Origin of the sequence: Sulfitobacter sp. 15WGC (genome assembly GCF_005068605.1) — a bacterium.
Classification (GTDB): domain Bacteria; phylum Pseudomonadota; class Alphaproteobacteria; order Rhodobacterales; family Rhodobacteraceae; genus Sulfitobacter; species Sulfitobacter faviae.
Genome location: NZ_SZNL01000005.1, coordinates 37,413 through 52,748, shown reverse-complemented (window position 1 = coordinate 52,748; position 15,336 = coordinate 37,413). Strand labels below are relative to the sequence as shown.

Here is a 15,336-nt window from a genome sequence, read left to right as displayed (position 1 = left end):
AGATAGGCAAGGAAATGGTCCATTGCGCCGCGTAGTTCGGAGTATTCACGCATGACCCCTTTCGCGATTGCCGGCGTGCAGATGTACGTCAATGCCTTGCAGCCCAATGTCGAGGGTATGATCCAGCGGCTCGACATTCTGATGGCGCGTTTCCCTTGGACGCAGATGGTGCTGTTCTCCGAACTGGCGCCCTTCGGCCCGCTTGACCGGTTTGCCCTGCCGCCCGAGAATGAGACGATCGAACAGTTTCAGGCCGCTGCGCGGCGGCACCGGGTCTGGCTGATCCCCGGTTCGATGTTCCTCAAGCATCCCGAGGATGGCCGCGTGTATAACACCTCGGTCGTCATCAACCCCGAAGGCGAAGTGGTCCGCCGCTATGCCAAGATGTTCCCCTTCCGGCCCTATGAGGCCGGGATCGCGGCGGGCAACGAGTTCTGCATCTTCGACGTACCGGACGTGGGCCGCTTTGGCCTGTCGATCTGCTATGACATGTGGTTCCCCGAAACGACGCGGCAGTTGACCTCGCAAGGGGTCGAGGTGCTGCTGCACCCGGTGCTGACCGGCACCACCGACCGCGATGCGGAACTTGCCATCGCGCGCGCCACGGCGGCGCAGTTCCAGTGCTATATCTTCGACGTGAATGGCCTCGGCGCCGGGGGCGTGGGCCGCTCCTGCGTGGTCGACCCGACTTCGATGGTGCTGCACCAATCGGCGGGGCAAGAGGATATGTTCCCGATCGAGATCGACCTCAACATGGTGCGCCGTCAGCGTGAGACGGGGATGAAGGGCTTGGGCCAACTGCTCAAATCCTTCCGCGACCGCCCGACAGACTTCCCGGTCTATGACCGTGACAGCGGCGCGGATGCCTTCCTGCACACCCTTGGCCCGCTTGAAATCCCGCAACAGGGCAGCCGCGCGGGGCTGCATGTCGATGTGCCCGCCCAGCAGGTGCCTGCCGAGATCCCGACCTATAAGGGCAAGAACGGTTTCCCGCCTGAGCCGCTTGCCAGCCCCACCGCCGGGACGGCGCCCGAGGTGGCCCAGACACCGGCGCCCGTGGCCCCGGCTGCGGGCACGCCCGACCCACAGACAACGCCCGACACACCCGGGCAGAACGACAATACCAGCGGCTAGGCCGGGGTTAGGTTCGCGCAAAGCGCTACCTGACGCATCGGTCGGCCCTCCAGCAGAGGACGACTGATGCATTCTATGAACGACTATTCCTCGGCCATTCAACTGCGGTCGGATCGGTGGAGCGCCCTGCGCGCCGCCGCCGCCGCCATGTCGCGCGATCCGAAAGGCAAGAACGCGGCGCAGGGGCGCAAGGAAATCGAGGCGCTGTTTGAGTCACTGGCCCTGATTGAGCCCTATTGGGCCTTTCCGGGCATGTCCGCTTTTGACCACATGCGTCGCCAGTTCGCCCATGGCAATTTCGAGGATCTGGCCTTTGCCGTGAACCGGGTGACTCGTGCGCTGACCACCGGCGCTTACCGCCGCCGCACCATCCCGTTGGAACGCGACAGTCTGGATCAGGACGAGCATGACGACGAGGCGATGCTGCCGCCCGAGGCGCGAGCGCTGGCGAAACCCTATTTCGAAGTGCTGATCGTCGACAATGTGAATGAACAGCAAGAACGCTGGCTGCGCAGCAATGTCACCCGCATGCGCCGGACCGAAGACCCGTTCATCTACGAAGCCGTCGTGGTGCCCAGCCTCGAAGACGCGCTGATCGCGGTGATGTTCAACCACAATATTCAAGCCATCGTCGTCCGCCCCGGCCTGACGCTGAAATCGAAAGTCGATCAACAGATCCTGACCCGCTACCTCGCCCGCGCGGGCGGGCAGGATGAGATCGACGCGCTTCAGCCTGAGAGCTATGGCCCAGAGCTTTGCCGGATGATCGCCAAGGTCCGGCCCGAGCTTGATGCCTATCTGGTCACCGAACGCTCGGTCGAGGATATCGCCGGGCTCGATCTGGGGATTTGTCGGCGGGTCTTCTACAATCAGGAAGACTTCATGGAGTTGCACCTCAATATCCTGCGCGGGGTGCAGGCGCGCAACAAGTCGCCCTTCTTCACCGCGCTGGTGGAATATTCCAAACAGCCCACCGGCGTCTTCCATGCCATGCCGATCAGCCGTGGCAAGTCGATCACCCGGAGTCACTGGATTCAGGACATGGGGGCGTTCTACGGGCCGAATATCTTTCTTGCAGAGACCTCGGCGACCTCGGGCGGCCTCGACAGCCTGCTAGAGCCACATGGACCGATCAAAGAGGCGCAGGAACTGGCTAGCCGCGCCTTTGGCTCTAAACAGACGTTTTTCGCCACCAATGGCACCTCGACCTGCAACAAGATCGTGGTGCAGGCACTGGTGCGGCCCGGCGACATCGTGTTGGTCGACCGCGACTGCCACAAGAGCCACCACTACGGCATGGTGCTCGCGGGCGCGCAGGTCAGCTACCTCGACAGCTATCCGCTCAACGAATACTCGATGTACGGCGCGGTGCCGCTGCGCGAGATCAAGGAGCGGTTGCTGGAGCTGAAGGCGGCGGGCAAGCTCGACCGGGTGCGGATGCTCTTGCTGACCAACTGCACCTTCGATGGTCTGGTCTACAACGTCGAGCGGGTGATGGAGGAATGTCTGGCGATCAAGCCCGACCTCATCTTCCTCTGGGACGAGGCATGGTTCGCTTTTGCACGGTTTAGTCCCACATATCGCCAGCGCACCGCGATGAACGCGGCCAATACCCTGCGGGCGAAGTTCAAGTCCGAGGCCCATGCCGCCGCCTATGAGGCCCAGCAAAAGACCCTGAAGGACGCGGATGATGAGACCCTGCTCAACACCCGGCTGATCCCCCCGCCGCAGGCGCGGGTGCGGGCCTATGCCACGCAATCGACCCACAAGACGCTGACCTCGCTGCGGCAGGGCTCGATGATTCATGTCAACGATCAGGATTTCAAAGGCGAGGTCGAGCAGAGCTTCCACGAAGCCTATATGACCCACACTTCGACCTCGCCGAACTATCAGATCATCGCCTCGCTCGACGTGGGGCGGCGTCAGGTCGAACTCGAAGGGTTCGAGTTTGTCCAACGGCAGGTCGAAGCGGCAATGTCGATGCGCCGCGCGATCAGCGAACACCCTCTCTTACGCAAGTATTTCAAAGTGCTCTCCGCCGGGGACATGATCCCCGAACAGCACCGCGAAAGCGGCGTCACCAGCTACTATGACGTTGAGCAGGGTTGGACCGACATGTGGGATTGTTGGGAGCAGGATGAATTCGTGCTCGACGCGACCCGCGTGACCCTCGCCGTGGGCGGCACAGGCTGGGATGGCGATACCTTCAAGACCCAGATCCTGATGGACAAATACGGCATCCAGATCAACAAGACCTCGCGCAATACCGTTCTGTTCATGACCAACATCGGCACCACGCGCTCGTCCGTGGCCTATCTGATCGAAGTGCTGGTGGAGATCGCCAAATCGCTCGACGATCTTTTGGACGATGCCAGCCGGATGGAGCGGCTGTCATTCGACCGGCGCGTCACCAATCTGATGGAGAACTACCCGCCGCTGCCGGATTTCAGTTGCTTCCACGAAGCCTTCCGCGCCGCTGACACGCCCGAGGGCGACATTCGCACGCCCTTCTTCCTCGCCTATGATGAGAAGAACTGTGACTACCTCGACCTGAACGGATCCTTGCAAGAGGTCATGGACGCGGGCGACACGGTGGTCTCGGCCAGCTTCATCATCCCCTATCCGCCCGGCTTTCCGATCCTCGTCCCCGGACAGGTCGTCAGTCAGGAAATTCTCGACTTCATGCGCGCGCTCGATGTGAGCGAGATCCACGGATACCGGCCCGATCTGGGCCTGCGCGTCTTTACCGCGGAGGCATTGAAACGCGTGCGCCGCAAAGACCTTTCTTCTTCACCCGTTTGACCAAAAGGACCTACGACATGGCAAAAATTCTCAAGAATATCTCCGAAATCCGCCGGTTCTTTCACCGAAACGAGGACCCGGTCTATTTCATCTCGGCCACCAACTTCAATCTGCTGGGCCTCGATGAATGGGTAAAGAATTTCAAGTACATCTGCTACATCGACTGCTACGGCGGCAAGCATCCCAACGTCTTTTGCCCCTCGGAACAGCCCCATGCGGAGTTCCAGAGCATCGAGGACATCAACAACTACCTGCTGCAGCACAAGGAGGTCATCGACTTCATCAAGCGCCGCGGGGGCAAGCCCAAGTTCGTCTTCCTGATGTTCGACGAAGAGACCGAGCGCCTGAGCAAGGAGCTGGGCGCCGAGGTCTGGTTCCCGAAAGCCAAGCTGCGCCAGTCGATGGACAACAAGATCGAGACGGTGCGCATCGGCAACAAGGCCGGCGTGCCTTCCGTGCCCAACACGCTGAGCGAGGTGAAAAGCTACGACCACCTGCGCGAGATCTGCGAGAAAGCCGATCTGGGCCATGACCTCGTGCTGCAATCGGCCTATGGCGACAGCGGGCATACCACCTTCTTCATCAAGTCCGAGGCCGATTTCCGCCGCCACGAGAGCGAGATCGTGGGCGAGGGCGAGATTAAGATCATGAAGCGGATCGACTGTCGCGGTGCCGCGATCGAGGCCTGCGCCACCAAGGAGGGCACCATCGTCGGCCCGCTGATGACCGAACTGGTCGGCTTCAAGGAATTGACCCCCTATCGCGGCGGCTGGTGCGGCAACGAGATCCTCGCCACCGCCTTCCCGCCCAAGGTCCGCGAGAAGGCGCGCGATCTGACCTTCAAGTTCGGCGAGCAGTTGCGGAAAGAGGGCTATCGCGGCTATTTCGAGCTCGATTTCCTAATCGACAAGAAGACCGGCGACTTGTGGCTGGGCGAGTTGAACCCGCGGATCACCGGCGCGAGTTCCATGACCAACCACGCGGCCTTCGCCCATGCCGACGCGCCGCTGTTCCTGTTCCATCTGCTGGAGTTCAGCCGCAAGAAGTTCACCCTCGACGTGGATGAGTTGAATGCCCGCTGGGCCGATCCGGACAATATCGACGGCTGGAGCCAGATGGTCATCAAACACACCGAAGACAGTGTCGACATCTGCACCGAGGCGCCCGAGACCGGGATCTATAAGATGAAGGAGGACGGCACCGTCGTCTTTGATCGTTTCGACTATCACCGCCGCGCGGTCGAAAGCGAGAACGAGGCCTTCTTCCTGCGCATCCTGCAACCGGGGGACTATCGCTACGAAGGGGCCGATATCGGCATCCTCGTGACGCGGGGTCGGTCGATGACCAAGTCTTTCCAGTTGAACGAACGCGCGAAAAAGTGGATTCATGGGATCAAACGCAGTGTGGATGGCAAACCCTTGCCCACCGCCTCGGCCGGTCCAGAGCTTTCTGATCCGGCGTTCAAGATCCTGTAACGAGATGAAAGGCCGCGATGTACTGGCGCGCATTGTCCGAAGACGAGCCCGGCCCCAAATGGGCCGGTCTCTTCGCGGCCTATTGGCCTGATTACCACGCATGGTGGCTGAAGGAAGGGGAGGCCGCGCGCCCGACCTATGCCCAATGCCGCCGTGCGCTGGCCCAGCATATGCCTGAGATGCTGCCGCTTTATGACCAGCTTTGCAGTCTTGCAGGCGGCGGCGATCACGCGGCGCGCTTCCTTAGTTTCTATTGCCCGCCGCCCTATCTGTCGGCCTGTTCGCAGGCGATCTGGGCGGGGAAAGAGCCGGTCATGGTGCGCAACTATGACTATAACCCCAATGCCTTTGACGCGATGGTGCTACGCACGGGCTGGCAGGGGCGGCAGGTCATGGGCACCTCCGATGGGCTTTGGGGGCTGGTCGACGGGGTGAATGATGCAGGGCTGTCGATCTCGCTCACCTTTGGCGGGCGGCGTGTGGTGGGCGAAGGCTTCGGCGTGCCGCTGATCCTGCGCTATGTCTTGCAGACCTGCGAAACCGCGCAGGAGGCGGGCGAGGTGCTGGCGCGGGTGCCCACGCATATGAGCTACAACGTCACCGTACTCGACCGAAAGCGCAGTTACCTGACAGCCATGATGGCCCCTGATCGCCCCGCTGTCATCACCCGCGCCGCGGTGGCGACCAATCATCAAGAGAATGTGGAGTGGATCAGCCACGCCCGCTTTACCGCCACGGTCGAGCGTGAGCGCTACCTGTTGCAACGTCTGCGTCTGCACCGCGACCCGGAGGAGAAGTTCATCGGCGCCTTCCTCAAGCCGCCGCTCTATTCCACGGCCTTCAACGCCGGGTTTGGCACGCTTTACACCGCCGTCTACCGTCCGCGCAAACGCGAGATGGAGTTGCGCTGGCCCGGCACGACATGGGCGCTGTCGCTGACGGATTTCACCGAAGGGGCGCGGCAGGTCTTGGTGCCGGGGGCGGCATGAGCGGGGCGGCGCGCAAAGGGCCGCTGGCCTCGCTCAGGGTGGTGGAGTTTTCCGGCCTTGGCCCCGCGCCGCTGGCGGGGCAACTGCTGGCCGATCTAGGCGCGGATGTCATCACGGTTGACCGCAAAGCCGCCCCGGCGGAGCCGTCGGACATCAACCGGCGCGGCAAGCGGTCGGTGGTGTTGAACCTGAAAGCGGCCGAAGGGATCGCCGCGGCGAAGGCGCTGATTGCTTCTGCCGATGTGCTGATCGAAGGGTTTCGCCCCGGCGTGATGGAACGTTTGGGCCTTGGCCCCGACGACTGCCCCGAGGCCCTGATCTATGGCCGCATGACCGGCTGGGGCCAGACCGGCCCATGGGCGCAGACGGCGGGGCATGACATCAACTATCTGGCTCTAACAGGGGCACTCCATGCCATGGGCCGCGCCGATACGCCCCCGGTGCCGCCCTTGAACATGGTGGCGGATTACGGCGGCGGAACGATGTTCTTGCTGTTCGGCATCCTTGCGGCTGTGATCGAACGCGGTGTGACAGGCAAGGGCCAAGTCGTCGACGCCGCGATGGTCGATGGGGTGCCTGCGATGATGGGGCTGATCCATGGCATGCTGGCCCAAGGCGCGTGGACCGAAGAGCGTGCCGCCAATTGGCTTGACGGGGCCGCGCCGTTTTACCGTTGCTACACCTGTGCGGATGGGAAATTCATCTCGGTCGGGGCTTTGGAGCCGCAGTTCTACGCGATCCTGTTAGAGAAGTTGGGCCTGCCTGCGGAGCTTGCCGAGAGCCAGAACGACAGGACGACATGGGAGGCGCGTATCGCCGAGTTCTCCGCGATCTTTGCCACCCGCGCCCGGGACGACTGGGCGGCGCATTTCGACGGTTCAGATGCCTGCGTGGCCCCAGTGCTCAGCTTTTCCGAAGCGCCGGATCATCCGCAGATGGCGGCGCGGGGCAATGTGATGAGGGTCGATGGCGTGTTGCAATCAGGCCAAGCGCCGCGGTTTGACGGTGCCGCGCCACAGATGCCCAGCCCCCCACGGGCCATCGGCGCGGATACCGATGCGGTGCTGGCCGAACTTGGTCTGCCGCGCGACCGCGCATGAAAAACCCCCGGCCACAGGACCGGGGGTAAATCTCGTCACAGAGGCAAGGCTCAGGCCGCTTTGCGGTCGTGTTTGCCCTCTTCAATTTCCTCGACGATCTTGGCGACGAAAGCGTCGAGATCCTCGGGCGAGCGGCTGGTCACGATGCCTTGGTCGGCCACCACTTCGCTGTCTTCGTAATGCGCACCGGCGTTCTTCACATCCGTCGCGATGGAGGAAAAGGAGGTCGCCTTGCGGCCCTTGATGATGCCCGCCTCGATCAGCAGCCACGGGGCGTGGCAGATAGCGGCGACGGTTTTGCCGCTGTCGTGGAACTTGCGGATCAGAGCCACCGCGTCTTCGTTGGCGCGCAGCAGGTCGGGGTTGATCTGGCCACCGGGCAGCACGATGCCTTGGTAGTCGTCGACATTCACGTCCCGAAGGGCGAGGTCTGCGGGCACGGTGTTGCCCCAGTCATCTTCGTCCCAACCCTTGATCTCATTGCCGTCGGGCGTGGCCACATGGACGGTGGCGCCGCGGTCGCGCAGATCGTTCAGGGGTTTTTCCAGTTCGGACTGCTCAAAGCCATTGGTGGCGAGGATCAGGATCTTTGCATTGGTGATATCGGTCATTGCTTTCTCCTTTGTCATTTCTGCTAGACCAACGGTCTGCATGGCCGCCTGTTCCCCTCACATTCGCGCGAGGGCGATGATCCGCCGGTGCAGATGCGCCACAGGGCGGTGAATATTTGTTGATACGTCAAAGGGCGGCGTCATATATGCGTTCAGAATGGATCGCCCCGACACCCCCCTTGCCGAATTGCCCATGGACGAATTGATCGTCTGTCCGCAATGCGACGCCGTCTATCGGCTGCGCCGCCCCGCGCATGGGGAGCGGGCGAGTTGTGAGCGGTGCCATACCGCCCTGATCACGCCCCGCAGAAACGCCGGGTTGCAGATCATCGCCGTGGCGGTGGCGGTCATGGTCTTGATCATCGGGGCGGCGGTCTTTCCTTTTCTCACCATCGACGCGGCGGGGGCCAGCAACGCGGTGTCGGTGCTGGATGCAGCACTTGCCTTTTCCGGCGGGCCGATGATCCTCTTGTCGCTGGCCACGGCGGCGCTGATCTTTTTCATCCCGCTCTTGCGAGTGCTGCTGACGCTCTATGTGCTGATCCCCGTGGTGCTGGATCGCCCGCCCGCGCGCCATGCCGTCGCCGCCTTTCGCCTGTCGGAGGAACTGCGCCCTTGGTCGATGGCCGAGGTTTTTGCCATCGGCTGTGCCGTGGCGCTGGTCAAAGTGGCCGATCTGGCCGATGTGGGCTTTGGCCCCGCGTTTTACATGTTCGGCGCGCTGGTGATCCTCGTCATCGCGCAGGACAGATTCTTATGCAAATGGTCCGTATGGAACTCTCTGGAACATCCCAAGACATCGTGAGCGCACGGGAGTTGGGCATCGTGGCCTGCACCCGCTGTAACAAGCCCGCGCCGATGGGCACGGAGATTTGCAGCCGTTGTGGCAGCAAGCTGGTCTCGCGCGATCGGATGAGCCTTCAGCGTGTCTGGGCATTCTGGACGGTGGGGCTGATGTGCTACATCCCCGCGAATACCTATCCGATGCTCAAGACCCGCACGCTGTTTCAGGTCGAGGAAAGCACGATCATCGGCGGCGCGGTGGAACTGGCGCAATATGGCAACTGGGGGATCGCCTTGATCATCCTCTTCGCCTCTGTCGCCATTCCGGTGGCCAAATTCATGGCCGTGGCCTTTCTTGCGATCAGCGTCAAACGGCGCTCTGTCACCTCGCAGCGCCAGCGGCATTACCTTTACGAAGTGGTTGAGTACATCGGACGCTGGTCGATGATCGATATCTTTGTGGTTGCGATTTTGTCTGCTCTGGTGCAACTCAAGACACTGGCCGCCATCAATCCCGGTACCGCGAGCATCTTTTTTGCCCTCTCCGTGATCTTTACCATGCTGGCGGCACAAGCGTTCGACACCCGCATGATCTGGGACGCTCAGACCAAGGACGAGGGCCTGAAAACCAATGACTAAGACGCCTCCCGACGTACCGATTTCCCCGACCCGCAAGATGTTTCTCAGCGGGGCCTCGGTGATCTGGATCATCCCGATCCTCGCCCTGATCGTGGCGCTTTTCGTGGCCTATCGGTCTTACAGCGAGCGCGGCCCGGTGATCGTCGTGGAATTCGAAGAGGGCGCGGGCATCTCTGCCGGAGAGACCGAATTGCGCTTTCGCGATGTGACGGTCGGGGTGGTCGAGAAGGTCGGCTTTACCTCGGGTTTGGACCGGGTGACGGCGCATATCCGCGTCGACAAGGACGTGGCCCCTTACATCGACAATGGCGCGGTCTTCTGGGTCGTGCAGCCCGAAGTCACCGCACAGGGCATCACCGGTCTCAGCACGGTGCTGAGCGGTGTCTATATCGAAGGGTCGTGGGACCAACAGGTCGGCCCCGCGGCAGAGCGCTTTCAGGGATCGTCGACCGAGCCGTTGATCCGCGGCGGCCAAGGCGGGCTTGAGATTGCCTTCCGCTCCACCGCGAACGGGCATCTGACCGACAATGCGCCGATCCTTTACAAGGGCATCGAGGTGGGCCGCGTCGGCTATGCCAAGATCGCCCCGCGCGGCAACTACGCCATTGTCGAGGCGCTGATTTTCGAAGAGCACCGTCAGTTGATCAATGAATCCACCCGCTTTTGGGACGCATCGGGCTTTAGCGTCAACATTGGCCCCGCGGGGGCCGAGATCGACTTTTCCTCGTTGGCGACCCTCGTCGGCGGCGGCATCACCTTTGACACTTTCGTCTCGGGCGGGGCGCAGGTGTCTGACGGGACGGTGTTTGAGATTTACCCCGACAAGGAAACCGCGCGGAACTCTGTCTTTAACGCCTCCGAGGTCGATCCGCTGAAGCTGAGCGTCGTGTTCGACGACAATATCTCGGGTCTGATCGTCGGCGCCCCGGTTGAGATGAGCGGGCTGGAGATCGGTGAGGTCGAGACCCTCTCGGGGCTGGTAGACTTCGAACGGTTCGGCGACAGCCGCGTCCGGCTGAACGCCATCCTGTCGATCCAACCGGCGCATCTGGGGATGCAGGATGACGTCACCGCCGAAGCCGCGCTGGCGTTCTTGAAAGAACGTGTGGAAAACGGCCTGCGCGCGCGGCTGGCCTCGGCCAGCCTGTTGACGGGTGGTTTGAAGGTTGAATTCGTGGCCGTCGAAGACGCGCCCGAGGCCTCGTTGAACGAGATGGAGAATGGCCTTGCGCTGATGCCGACCACGGAAAGCGATGTCTCTGATGCGGCGGCCACGGTCGAAGGGGTCTTTACCCGCATTAACAGCCTGCCGATTGAAGAGTTGCTCAACAGCGCGATCACCTTCCTCAATTCGGCAGAGGCTTTCGTATCGGACGAAGACCTACGCGAAACCCCGCAGGACGTGCGCACCCTTTTGGGCGAGTTGACCGGGCTGGTCTCTTCCGAAGAGGTCAAGAACGTGCCTGTCGCCCTGAACGGCACGCTGGTGCGGATCGAAGAATTGGTGGCCCAGCTTGAGGAAGAGCGGATTGCCGAACGGCTTTCCGCCGCGCTTGAGGGCGCATCGGATGCGGCCAATGCGGTGTCCTCCTCGGTCGAAGGCGTGCCGGAGTTGGTGGAGCGCATTCAAGCGGTGGCGGCCAAGGCCGAAACGCTTGAGGTCGAAGAACTGGTCGTCGCACTCACCGACCTCACCGAATCCGCCGATGCGGTGATCGGCACCGAAGATGCGGTGGCCCTGCCGGGCGCATTGAAACGCGCCTTGGACGAATTGAACGCCACGTTGGAAGAACTGCGCGAAGGCGGCGCGGTCGAGAATGTGAACCGCACCTTGGCCTCGGCCCGCAACGCGGCGGATAATATCGCCCTCTCGGCCCAAGACCTGCCGCAGGTGGTCGAGCGTTTGACCGCCCTTTTTGCCCAAGCCAGCCGCACCATCGAAGGCTATAACCAAGGTGAACAACTCAGCCGCAGCGCCGAACGCACCCTGCGCGACATTCAGAAAGCCGCCGATGCCCTTGCATCTTTGGCGCGGACAATCGAACGTAACCCCAATTCTCTATTGCTGGGACGGTAACGGATGACATTTGCAAGACCCTTGATCACCCTCGGCCTGCTGGCAGCCTTGGCCGCCTGTGGCGGCACGGCTGAACGTTTCCCCGTCCGCGCCCCGGCGGTGACAGAGAAGACCTCCATCGCCTTCAGTTCTGTCGAAGTGCGCGACGTGTCTTTGCCGACCTACGCCGCCGCCGAAGAGATTTCGGTGCAACTGGCCGATGGCCGTCTGGTCAGTTCGACCGATGTGCTTTGGGCCGATGCGCCCGAACGGGCCGTGGCGCTGGAGCTTAGCCAGAACCTTGCGCGGATGACGGAGCGGCGCATCGCGTCTGAGCCTTGGCCGTTCGAGGCTTTCCCCGATGCCAGCCTCGAAGTGCGCTTTGCCGAACTGGTGGCCACAGAAGCGGGGGAGTTCCGCGCCTCCGGTCAGTATTTCGTGGCCGTCCCCGATGACCGGCGGGAGCGGTCGGGCCTGTTCGACCTCAGCGTGCCGTTCAATCCCGAAGGTGGCGCAAACGCCATCGCCGCGGCGCGGGGGCAACTCGTCCTTGATCTGGCCCACTATATCGCCCAGAACGGGTTGAAGTAGGGTCGAGCGCCGGAAGTCTACCGGCGACGCGCGTTGTTCCGTCTGTTCGGAAAATTCTGAATAGTCTTGATTTGTGCCTCGCCTTGTCTATCTACCGTCAACGCGCCTGCCGTGGACGGGGAATGATGGATAGCACTGACCAAATCGACCAAGTCCGCGATGACTTCATCACCCGCATGGGCGTCGTTGCCATGGGCGAGGGGTTGCCGCGCATGGCGGGGCAGGTCTTTGCCATGCTGGTTTTCGAGGGCGAGCCGATCGCCTTTGGCGCGCTGTCGCGCCGCCTTTCCGTCAGCCGCGCCACGATCAGCACCTCCATTCGTCTGCTCGAAGAGCGGGGGTTGATCCGGCGTGTGAACAAGACGGGCGACCGGCAGGATTACTTCCAACTCGCCGATGACGCCTATGCCGCGATGACGAAATATGCGCTGGCAGGGACCCGCCACGCCAAATCCGAGATTAACGATACGATCCGCAAGCTGCCCGAAGAGGCCGAAGGGGTGCGCCGAAGGCTCGATAATTTCGCCGCCTTCTATGACACGATCAGCGCCGCGCTTGATGACGTAGCAACCCGGGTGAGCAAGCCCAAGAATTGACGCGCGGCCCGATCACGGGGTCGCGGTGATGGAGTTCGATCAATGAGTGACACATCTCAAGAGCGCCAGACGCTTTCATTCGACAGCGATGCCGGCTCGAAACGGTCGAAGTTCATCGCCGGTGGGATAGCGCTGTTGATCGCTCTTTGGATGGGCAGCGGCTATATCATCCCCTCCGAAGAGACCGAGGAGGCCGCGCCTGCGCCCATTGCTCCCGAAGCGGTGACAGTGGCGGTGCGCGGCTCTCAAGCTGAAAGCGTGACGCAGGTCTTCGTGGCCGAAGGGCAGGCCCTGCCGGATCGCGATACGATGGTCCGCGCCGAAGCGGGTGGTGAGATTGCCGAAGTTTTGGTCGCCAAGGGCGATGCGGTCGAAGCGGGCGCGTTGATCGCGCGGCTCAGCACCACGGCGCGCGATTCCGATTTGGCCCGCGCGCGTGAGGAATTGAGCCGCGCACAGCGCGAATACGACAACGCCCAAGCCCTGCTGGACCGGGGCGTCTCGACCGTGGACCGCGTGAGCCAAGCCCGCGCGACGTTGGCCGCCGCTCAGGCCTCGGTCACCGCCGCCGAAGAGGCGCTGAACAACACCGAAATCCGCGCCCCCTTTCCCGGGCGGTTAGAGATGCTCGATATCTCGGCGGGAGAGTTCGTCTCTACCGGTGAAGAAATCGCGCGTCTGGTCGACAACACGCCACTGACGATCCAAGTGCAGGTGCCCCAGCAGTCGCTCAAAGATATTGAAGAGGGGCAAGAGGCCGAGGTCGTCTTCATCACCGGGACAGAGGCGCAGGGCAAGGTGCAATTCGTCTCAAGCAGTGCCAGCGCCGAAACCCGGACCTTTACCGCCGAAGTCAGGGTCGAAAACGCGGATGGAGCGATCCCCGCGGGCATTTCGGCCCGCGTGCGCATCCCCACGGGCGAGACCCGCGCGCATTTCGTCTCTCCGGCGATCCTGTCCTTGGACACCAATGGCACCTTGGGCGTCAAAACCGTTAATGATGACGATAAGGTTGTCTTTAACAAGATCGCCATTGTGCGCGCGCAGACCGATGGCATCTGGATCGCGGGCCTGCCGGATGAGGCCCAGATCATCACCATCGGGCAGGGCTTCGTCAACAACGGGGAAACGGTCAATCCGCAGCCCGAAACCGGCGGCGACAATGAAGGGGAAGCGCAGCCCATGACGGGTGTGCCCGAGATTGACGAGTTGGAAGACCAGCCAACCGGCAACGGCCAGATCACCGGCAGCGCCGAAGCCGCCCAGCCGGAGCAAGTGGAATGAACACGCTGATCGACGCCGCTTTCAGCCGCGCCCGCGTGGTGATCCTGAGCTTGGTGATGATCTTGGCGGTCGGGGCCTATGCCTATGTTGGCATCCCCAAGGAAAGCTCGCCCGAGATTCCGATCCCGACGCTCTATGTCTCCACCTCTCTCGAAGGCATCTCGCCCGAGGACAGCGAGCGGCTGCTCGTTGAGCCGCTTGAGACCGAACTCAGCGCCATCACCGGGTTGAAACAGATCACCTCGAACGGGGCCGAGGGCCATGCCTCGGTGCAATTGGAGTTCGAGCCGGGGTTCGATTCCGATGAGGCGCTCGACAAGGTGCGCGAGGGCGTGGACCGGGCCAAGTCGGACCTGCCCGAAGACGCCACCGACCCGGTCGTGACCGAGATCAACACGGCGCTCTTCCCGATCCTGACCGCGATCCTCTCGGGCCCGGTGCCGGAAAGGACGCTCAACTCCATTTCCGAAGAGTTGAAGGACGCGATCGAAGGGCTGTCCGGCGTGCTTGAAGTCGATGTCGGGGGGGAGCGGACCGAGCTTTTGGAGGTGCTGATCGACCCTACGGTCTTTGAGACCTATAATATCTCTTTCGAAGAGCTGATCAGCCAGATCAACCGCAACAACCGCCTGATCGCGGCGGGGGCGATTGAAAGCGGCGCGGGGCGGCTGGTGCTCAAGGTGCCGGGGCTGATCGAGAATGTCGAAGATGTCATGTCGCTGCCGATCAAGGTACGCGGCGATACGGTGGTGACCTTTGCCGATGTAGCCACGATCCGCCGAACCTTCAAAGACCCGACTGGCTTCGCCCGGATCGACGGCCAGCCCGCGCTGGCGCTTGAGATCAAGAAACGCTCGGGCGCGAATATCATCGAGACAGTCGCGGCGGTGCGCGAATTGATTGACGAGATGCGCGCGGAATGGCCCGACAGCATCACCGTCAAATACACCCAAGACGAATCCGAGCAGGTCCAAGACATGCTCAGCGATCTCGAGGCCAATGTCATCGCGGCGGTAATCCTTGTGATGATCGTGATTGTCTGGGCCTTGGGCGTCCGCTCGGCCCTGCTGGTGGGCTTGGCCATTCCGGGGGCCTTCTTGGCCGGGGTCACGGCGCTTTGGGTCATGGGCTATACGATGAACCTCGTCGTGCTCTTTTCGCTCATCCTCGTGGTGGGGATGCTGGTGGACGGGGCCATCGTGACCACCGAACTTGCCGACCGCCGCCTGCAAGAGGGGCATTCGCCCCGCGCCGCCTATGCCCATGCCGCCAAACG

Annotated in this window: 13 protein-coding genes; 12 read left to right on the top strand and 1 reads right to left on the bottom strand. The window is 62.3% G+C overall.

What is annotated here, in order from left to right; translation table 11 throughout:
- Positions 1 to 51: 51 nt before the first annotated feature.
- The 5 genes from FCK22_RS05635 (at position 52) to FCK22_RS05615 (ending at position 7,500) form a co-directional block, all read left to right on the top strand.
- Positions 52 to 1,134, top strand: coding sequence for a carbon-nitrogen hydrolase family protein (locus tag FCK22_RS05635; RefSeq protein WP_136720276.1), 1,083 nt, complete (start codon positions 52 to 54; stop codon positions 1,132 to 1,134).
- Positions 1,135 to 1,200: 66 nt separating this feature from the next.
- Positions 1,201 to 3,936: an ornithine decarboxylase gene (locus FCK22_RS05630; protein ID WP_067268199.1), complete on the top strand. Its 2,736-nt coding sequence runs from the start codon at positions 1,201 to 1,203 to the stop codon at positions 3,934 to 3,936.
- Positions 3,937 to 3,953: 17 nt separating this feature from the next.
- A complete protein-coding gene (locus tag FCK22_RS05625) occupies positions 3,954 to 5,411 on the top strand; it encodes a biotin carboxylase (RefSeq protein WP_067268197.1) in 1,458 nt (485 codons plus the stop codon).
- A gap of 17 nt (positions 5,412 to 5,428) precedes the next feature.
- A complete protein-coding gene (locus tag FCK22_RS05620; protein ID WP_067268196.1) occupies positions 5,429 to 6,400 on the top strand; it encodes a C45 family peptidase in 972 nt (323 codons plus the stop codon).
- Positions 6,397 to 7,500 carry a CaiB/BaiF CoA-transferase family protein gene (locus FCK22_RS05615; RefSeq protein ID WP_067268194.1) on the top strand — a complete coding sequence of 368 codons (1,104 nt, stop codon included), beginning with the start codon at positions 6,397 to 6,399 and terminating at the stop codon, positions 7,498 to 7,500. The genes FCK22_RS05620 and FCK22_RS05615 overlap by 4 nt, the downstream gene beginning before the upstream one ends.
- Before the next feature lie 50 nt (positions 7,501 to 7,550).
- Here FCK22_RS05615 and FCK22_RS05610 read toward each other — a convergent pair whose 3' ends face one another.
- Complete coding sequence (locus tag FCK22_RS05610) at positions 7,551 to 8,111, bottom strand: type 1 glutamine amidotransferase domain-containing protein (RefSeq protein ID WP_067268192.1); 561 nt, start codon at positions 8,109 to 8,111, stop codon at positions 7,551 to 7,553.
- A 157-nt stretch (positions 8,112 to 8,268) separates the two neighbouring features.
- Between FCK22_RS05610 and FCK22_RS05605 the strand changes: the two genes are divergently transcribed.
- The 7 genes from FCK22_RS05605 to FCK22_RS05575 form a co-directional block, all read left to right on the top strand.
- Positions 8,269 to 8,916, top strand: a complete 648-nt coding sequence (locus FCK22_RS05605) for a paraquat-inducible protein A (protein ID WP_067268191.1) — start codon at positions 8,269 to 8,271, stop codon at positions 8,914 to 8,916.
- The gene (locus tag FCK22_RS05600) at positions 8,874 to 9,533 is read left to right on the top strand and encodes a paraquat-inducible protein A (protein WP_197471026.1); all 660 of its coding nucleotides are present in this window, start codon (positions 8,874 to 8,876) and stop codon (positions 9,531 to 9,533) included. Before FCK22_RS05605 ends, FCK22_RS05600 begins: the two co-directional genes overlap by 43 nt.
- On the top strand, positions 9,526 to 11,610 hold the full coding sequence (locus tag FCK22_RS05595) for an MlaD family protein (RefSeq protein WP_067268188.1): 2,085 nt from the start codon (positions 9,526 to 9,528) through the stop codon (positions 11,608 to 11,610). The genes FCK22_RS05600 and FCK22_RS05595 overlap by 8 nt, the downstream gene beginning before the upstream one ends.
- A gap of 3 nt (positions 11,611 to 11,613) precedes the next feature.
- Entirely contained in the window at positions 11,614 to 12,180 is a 567-nt protein-coding gene (locus FCK22_RS05590) for an ABC-type transport auxiliary lipoprotein family protein (RefSeq protein WP_067268186.1), read from the top strand.
- Positions 12,181 to 12,302: 122 nt separating this feature from the next.
- The gene (locus tag FCK22_RS05585) at positions 12,303 to 12,776 is read left to right on the top strand and encodes a MarR family transcriptional regulator (protein WP_082852168.1); all 474 of its coding nucleotides are present in this window, start codon (positions 12,303 to 12,305) and stop codon (positions 12,774 to 12,776) included.
- A gap of 42 nt (positions 12,777 to 12,818) precedes the next feature.
- On the top strand, positions 12,819 to 14,060 hold the full coding sequence (locus tag FCK22_RS05580; RefSeq protein ID WP_067268183.1) for an efflux RND transporter periplasmic adaptor subunit: 1,242 nt from the start codon (positions 12,819 to 12,821) through the stop codon (positions 14,058 to 14,060).
- Positions 14,057 to 15,336: efflux RND transporter permease subunit (locus FCK22_RS05575; protein WP_136720288.1), on the top strand; the 1,280-nt coding region annotated here is incomplete at its 3' end. The genes FCK22_RS05580 and FCK22_RS05575, both read left to right, overlap by 4 nt.

What these genes read in the sequence shown, in the direction of transcription:
- FCK22_RS05635 (WP_136720276.1), top strand. Translation starts at nt 52, where the DNA reads ATGACCCCTTTCGCGATTGCCGGCGTGCAGATGTACGTCAATGCCTTG.
- FCK22_RS05630 (WP_067268199.1), top strand. Translation starts at nt 1,201, where the DNA reads ATGCATTCTATGAACGACTATTCCTCGGCCATTCAACTGCGGTCGGAT.
- FCK22_RS05625 (WP_067268197.1), top strand. Translation starts at nt 3,954, where the DNA reads ATGGCAAAAATTCTCAAGAATATCTCCGAAATCCGCCGGTTCTTTCAC.
- FCK22_RS05620 (WP_067268196.1), top strand. Translation starts at nt 5,429, where the DNA reads ATGTACTGGCGCGCATTGTCCGAAGACGAGCCCGGCCCCAAATGGGCC.
- FCK22_RS05615 (WP_067268194.1), top strand. Translation starts at nt 6,397, where the DNA reads ATGAGCGGGGCGGCGCGCAAAGGGCCGCTGGCCTCGCTCAGGGTGGTG.
- FCK22_RS05610 (WP_067268192.1), bottom strand. Translation starts at nt 8,111, where the DNA reads ATGACCGATATCACCAATGCAAAGATCCTGATCCTCGCCACCAATGGC.
- FCK22_RS05605 (WP_067268191.1), top strand. Translation starts at nt 8,269, where the DNA reads ATGGATCGCCCCGACACCCCCCTTGCCGAATTGCCCATGGACGAATTG.
- FCK22_RS05600 (WP_197471026.1), top strand. Translation starts at nt 8,874, where the DNA reads ATGGTCCGTATGGAACTCTCTGGAACATCCCAAGACATCGTGAGCGCA.
- FCK22_RS05595 (WP_067268188.1), top strand. Translation starts at nt 9,526, where the DNA reads ATGACTAAGACGCCTCCCGACGTACCGATTTCCCCGACCCGCAAGATG.
- FCK22_RS05590 (WP_067268186.1), top strand. Translation starts at nt 11,614, where the DNA reads ATGACATTTGCAAGACCCTTGATCACCCTCGGCCTGCTGGCAGCCTTG.
- FCK22_RS05585 (WP_082852168.1), top strand. Translation starts at nt 12,303, where the DNA reads ATGATGGATAGCACTGACCAAATCGACCAAGTCCGCGATGACTTCATC.
- FCK22_RS05580 (WP_067268183.1), top strand. Translation starts at nt 12,819, where the DNA reads ATGAGTGACACATCTCAAGAGCGCCAGACGCTTTCATTCGACAGCGAT.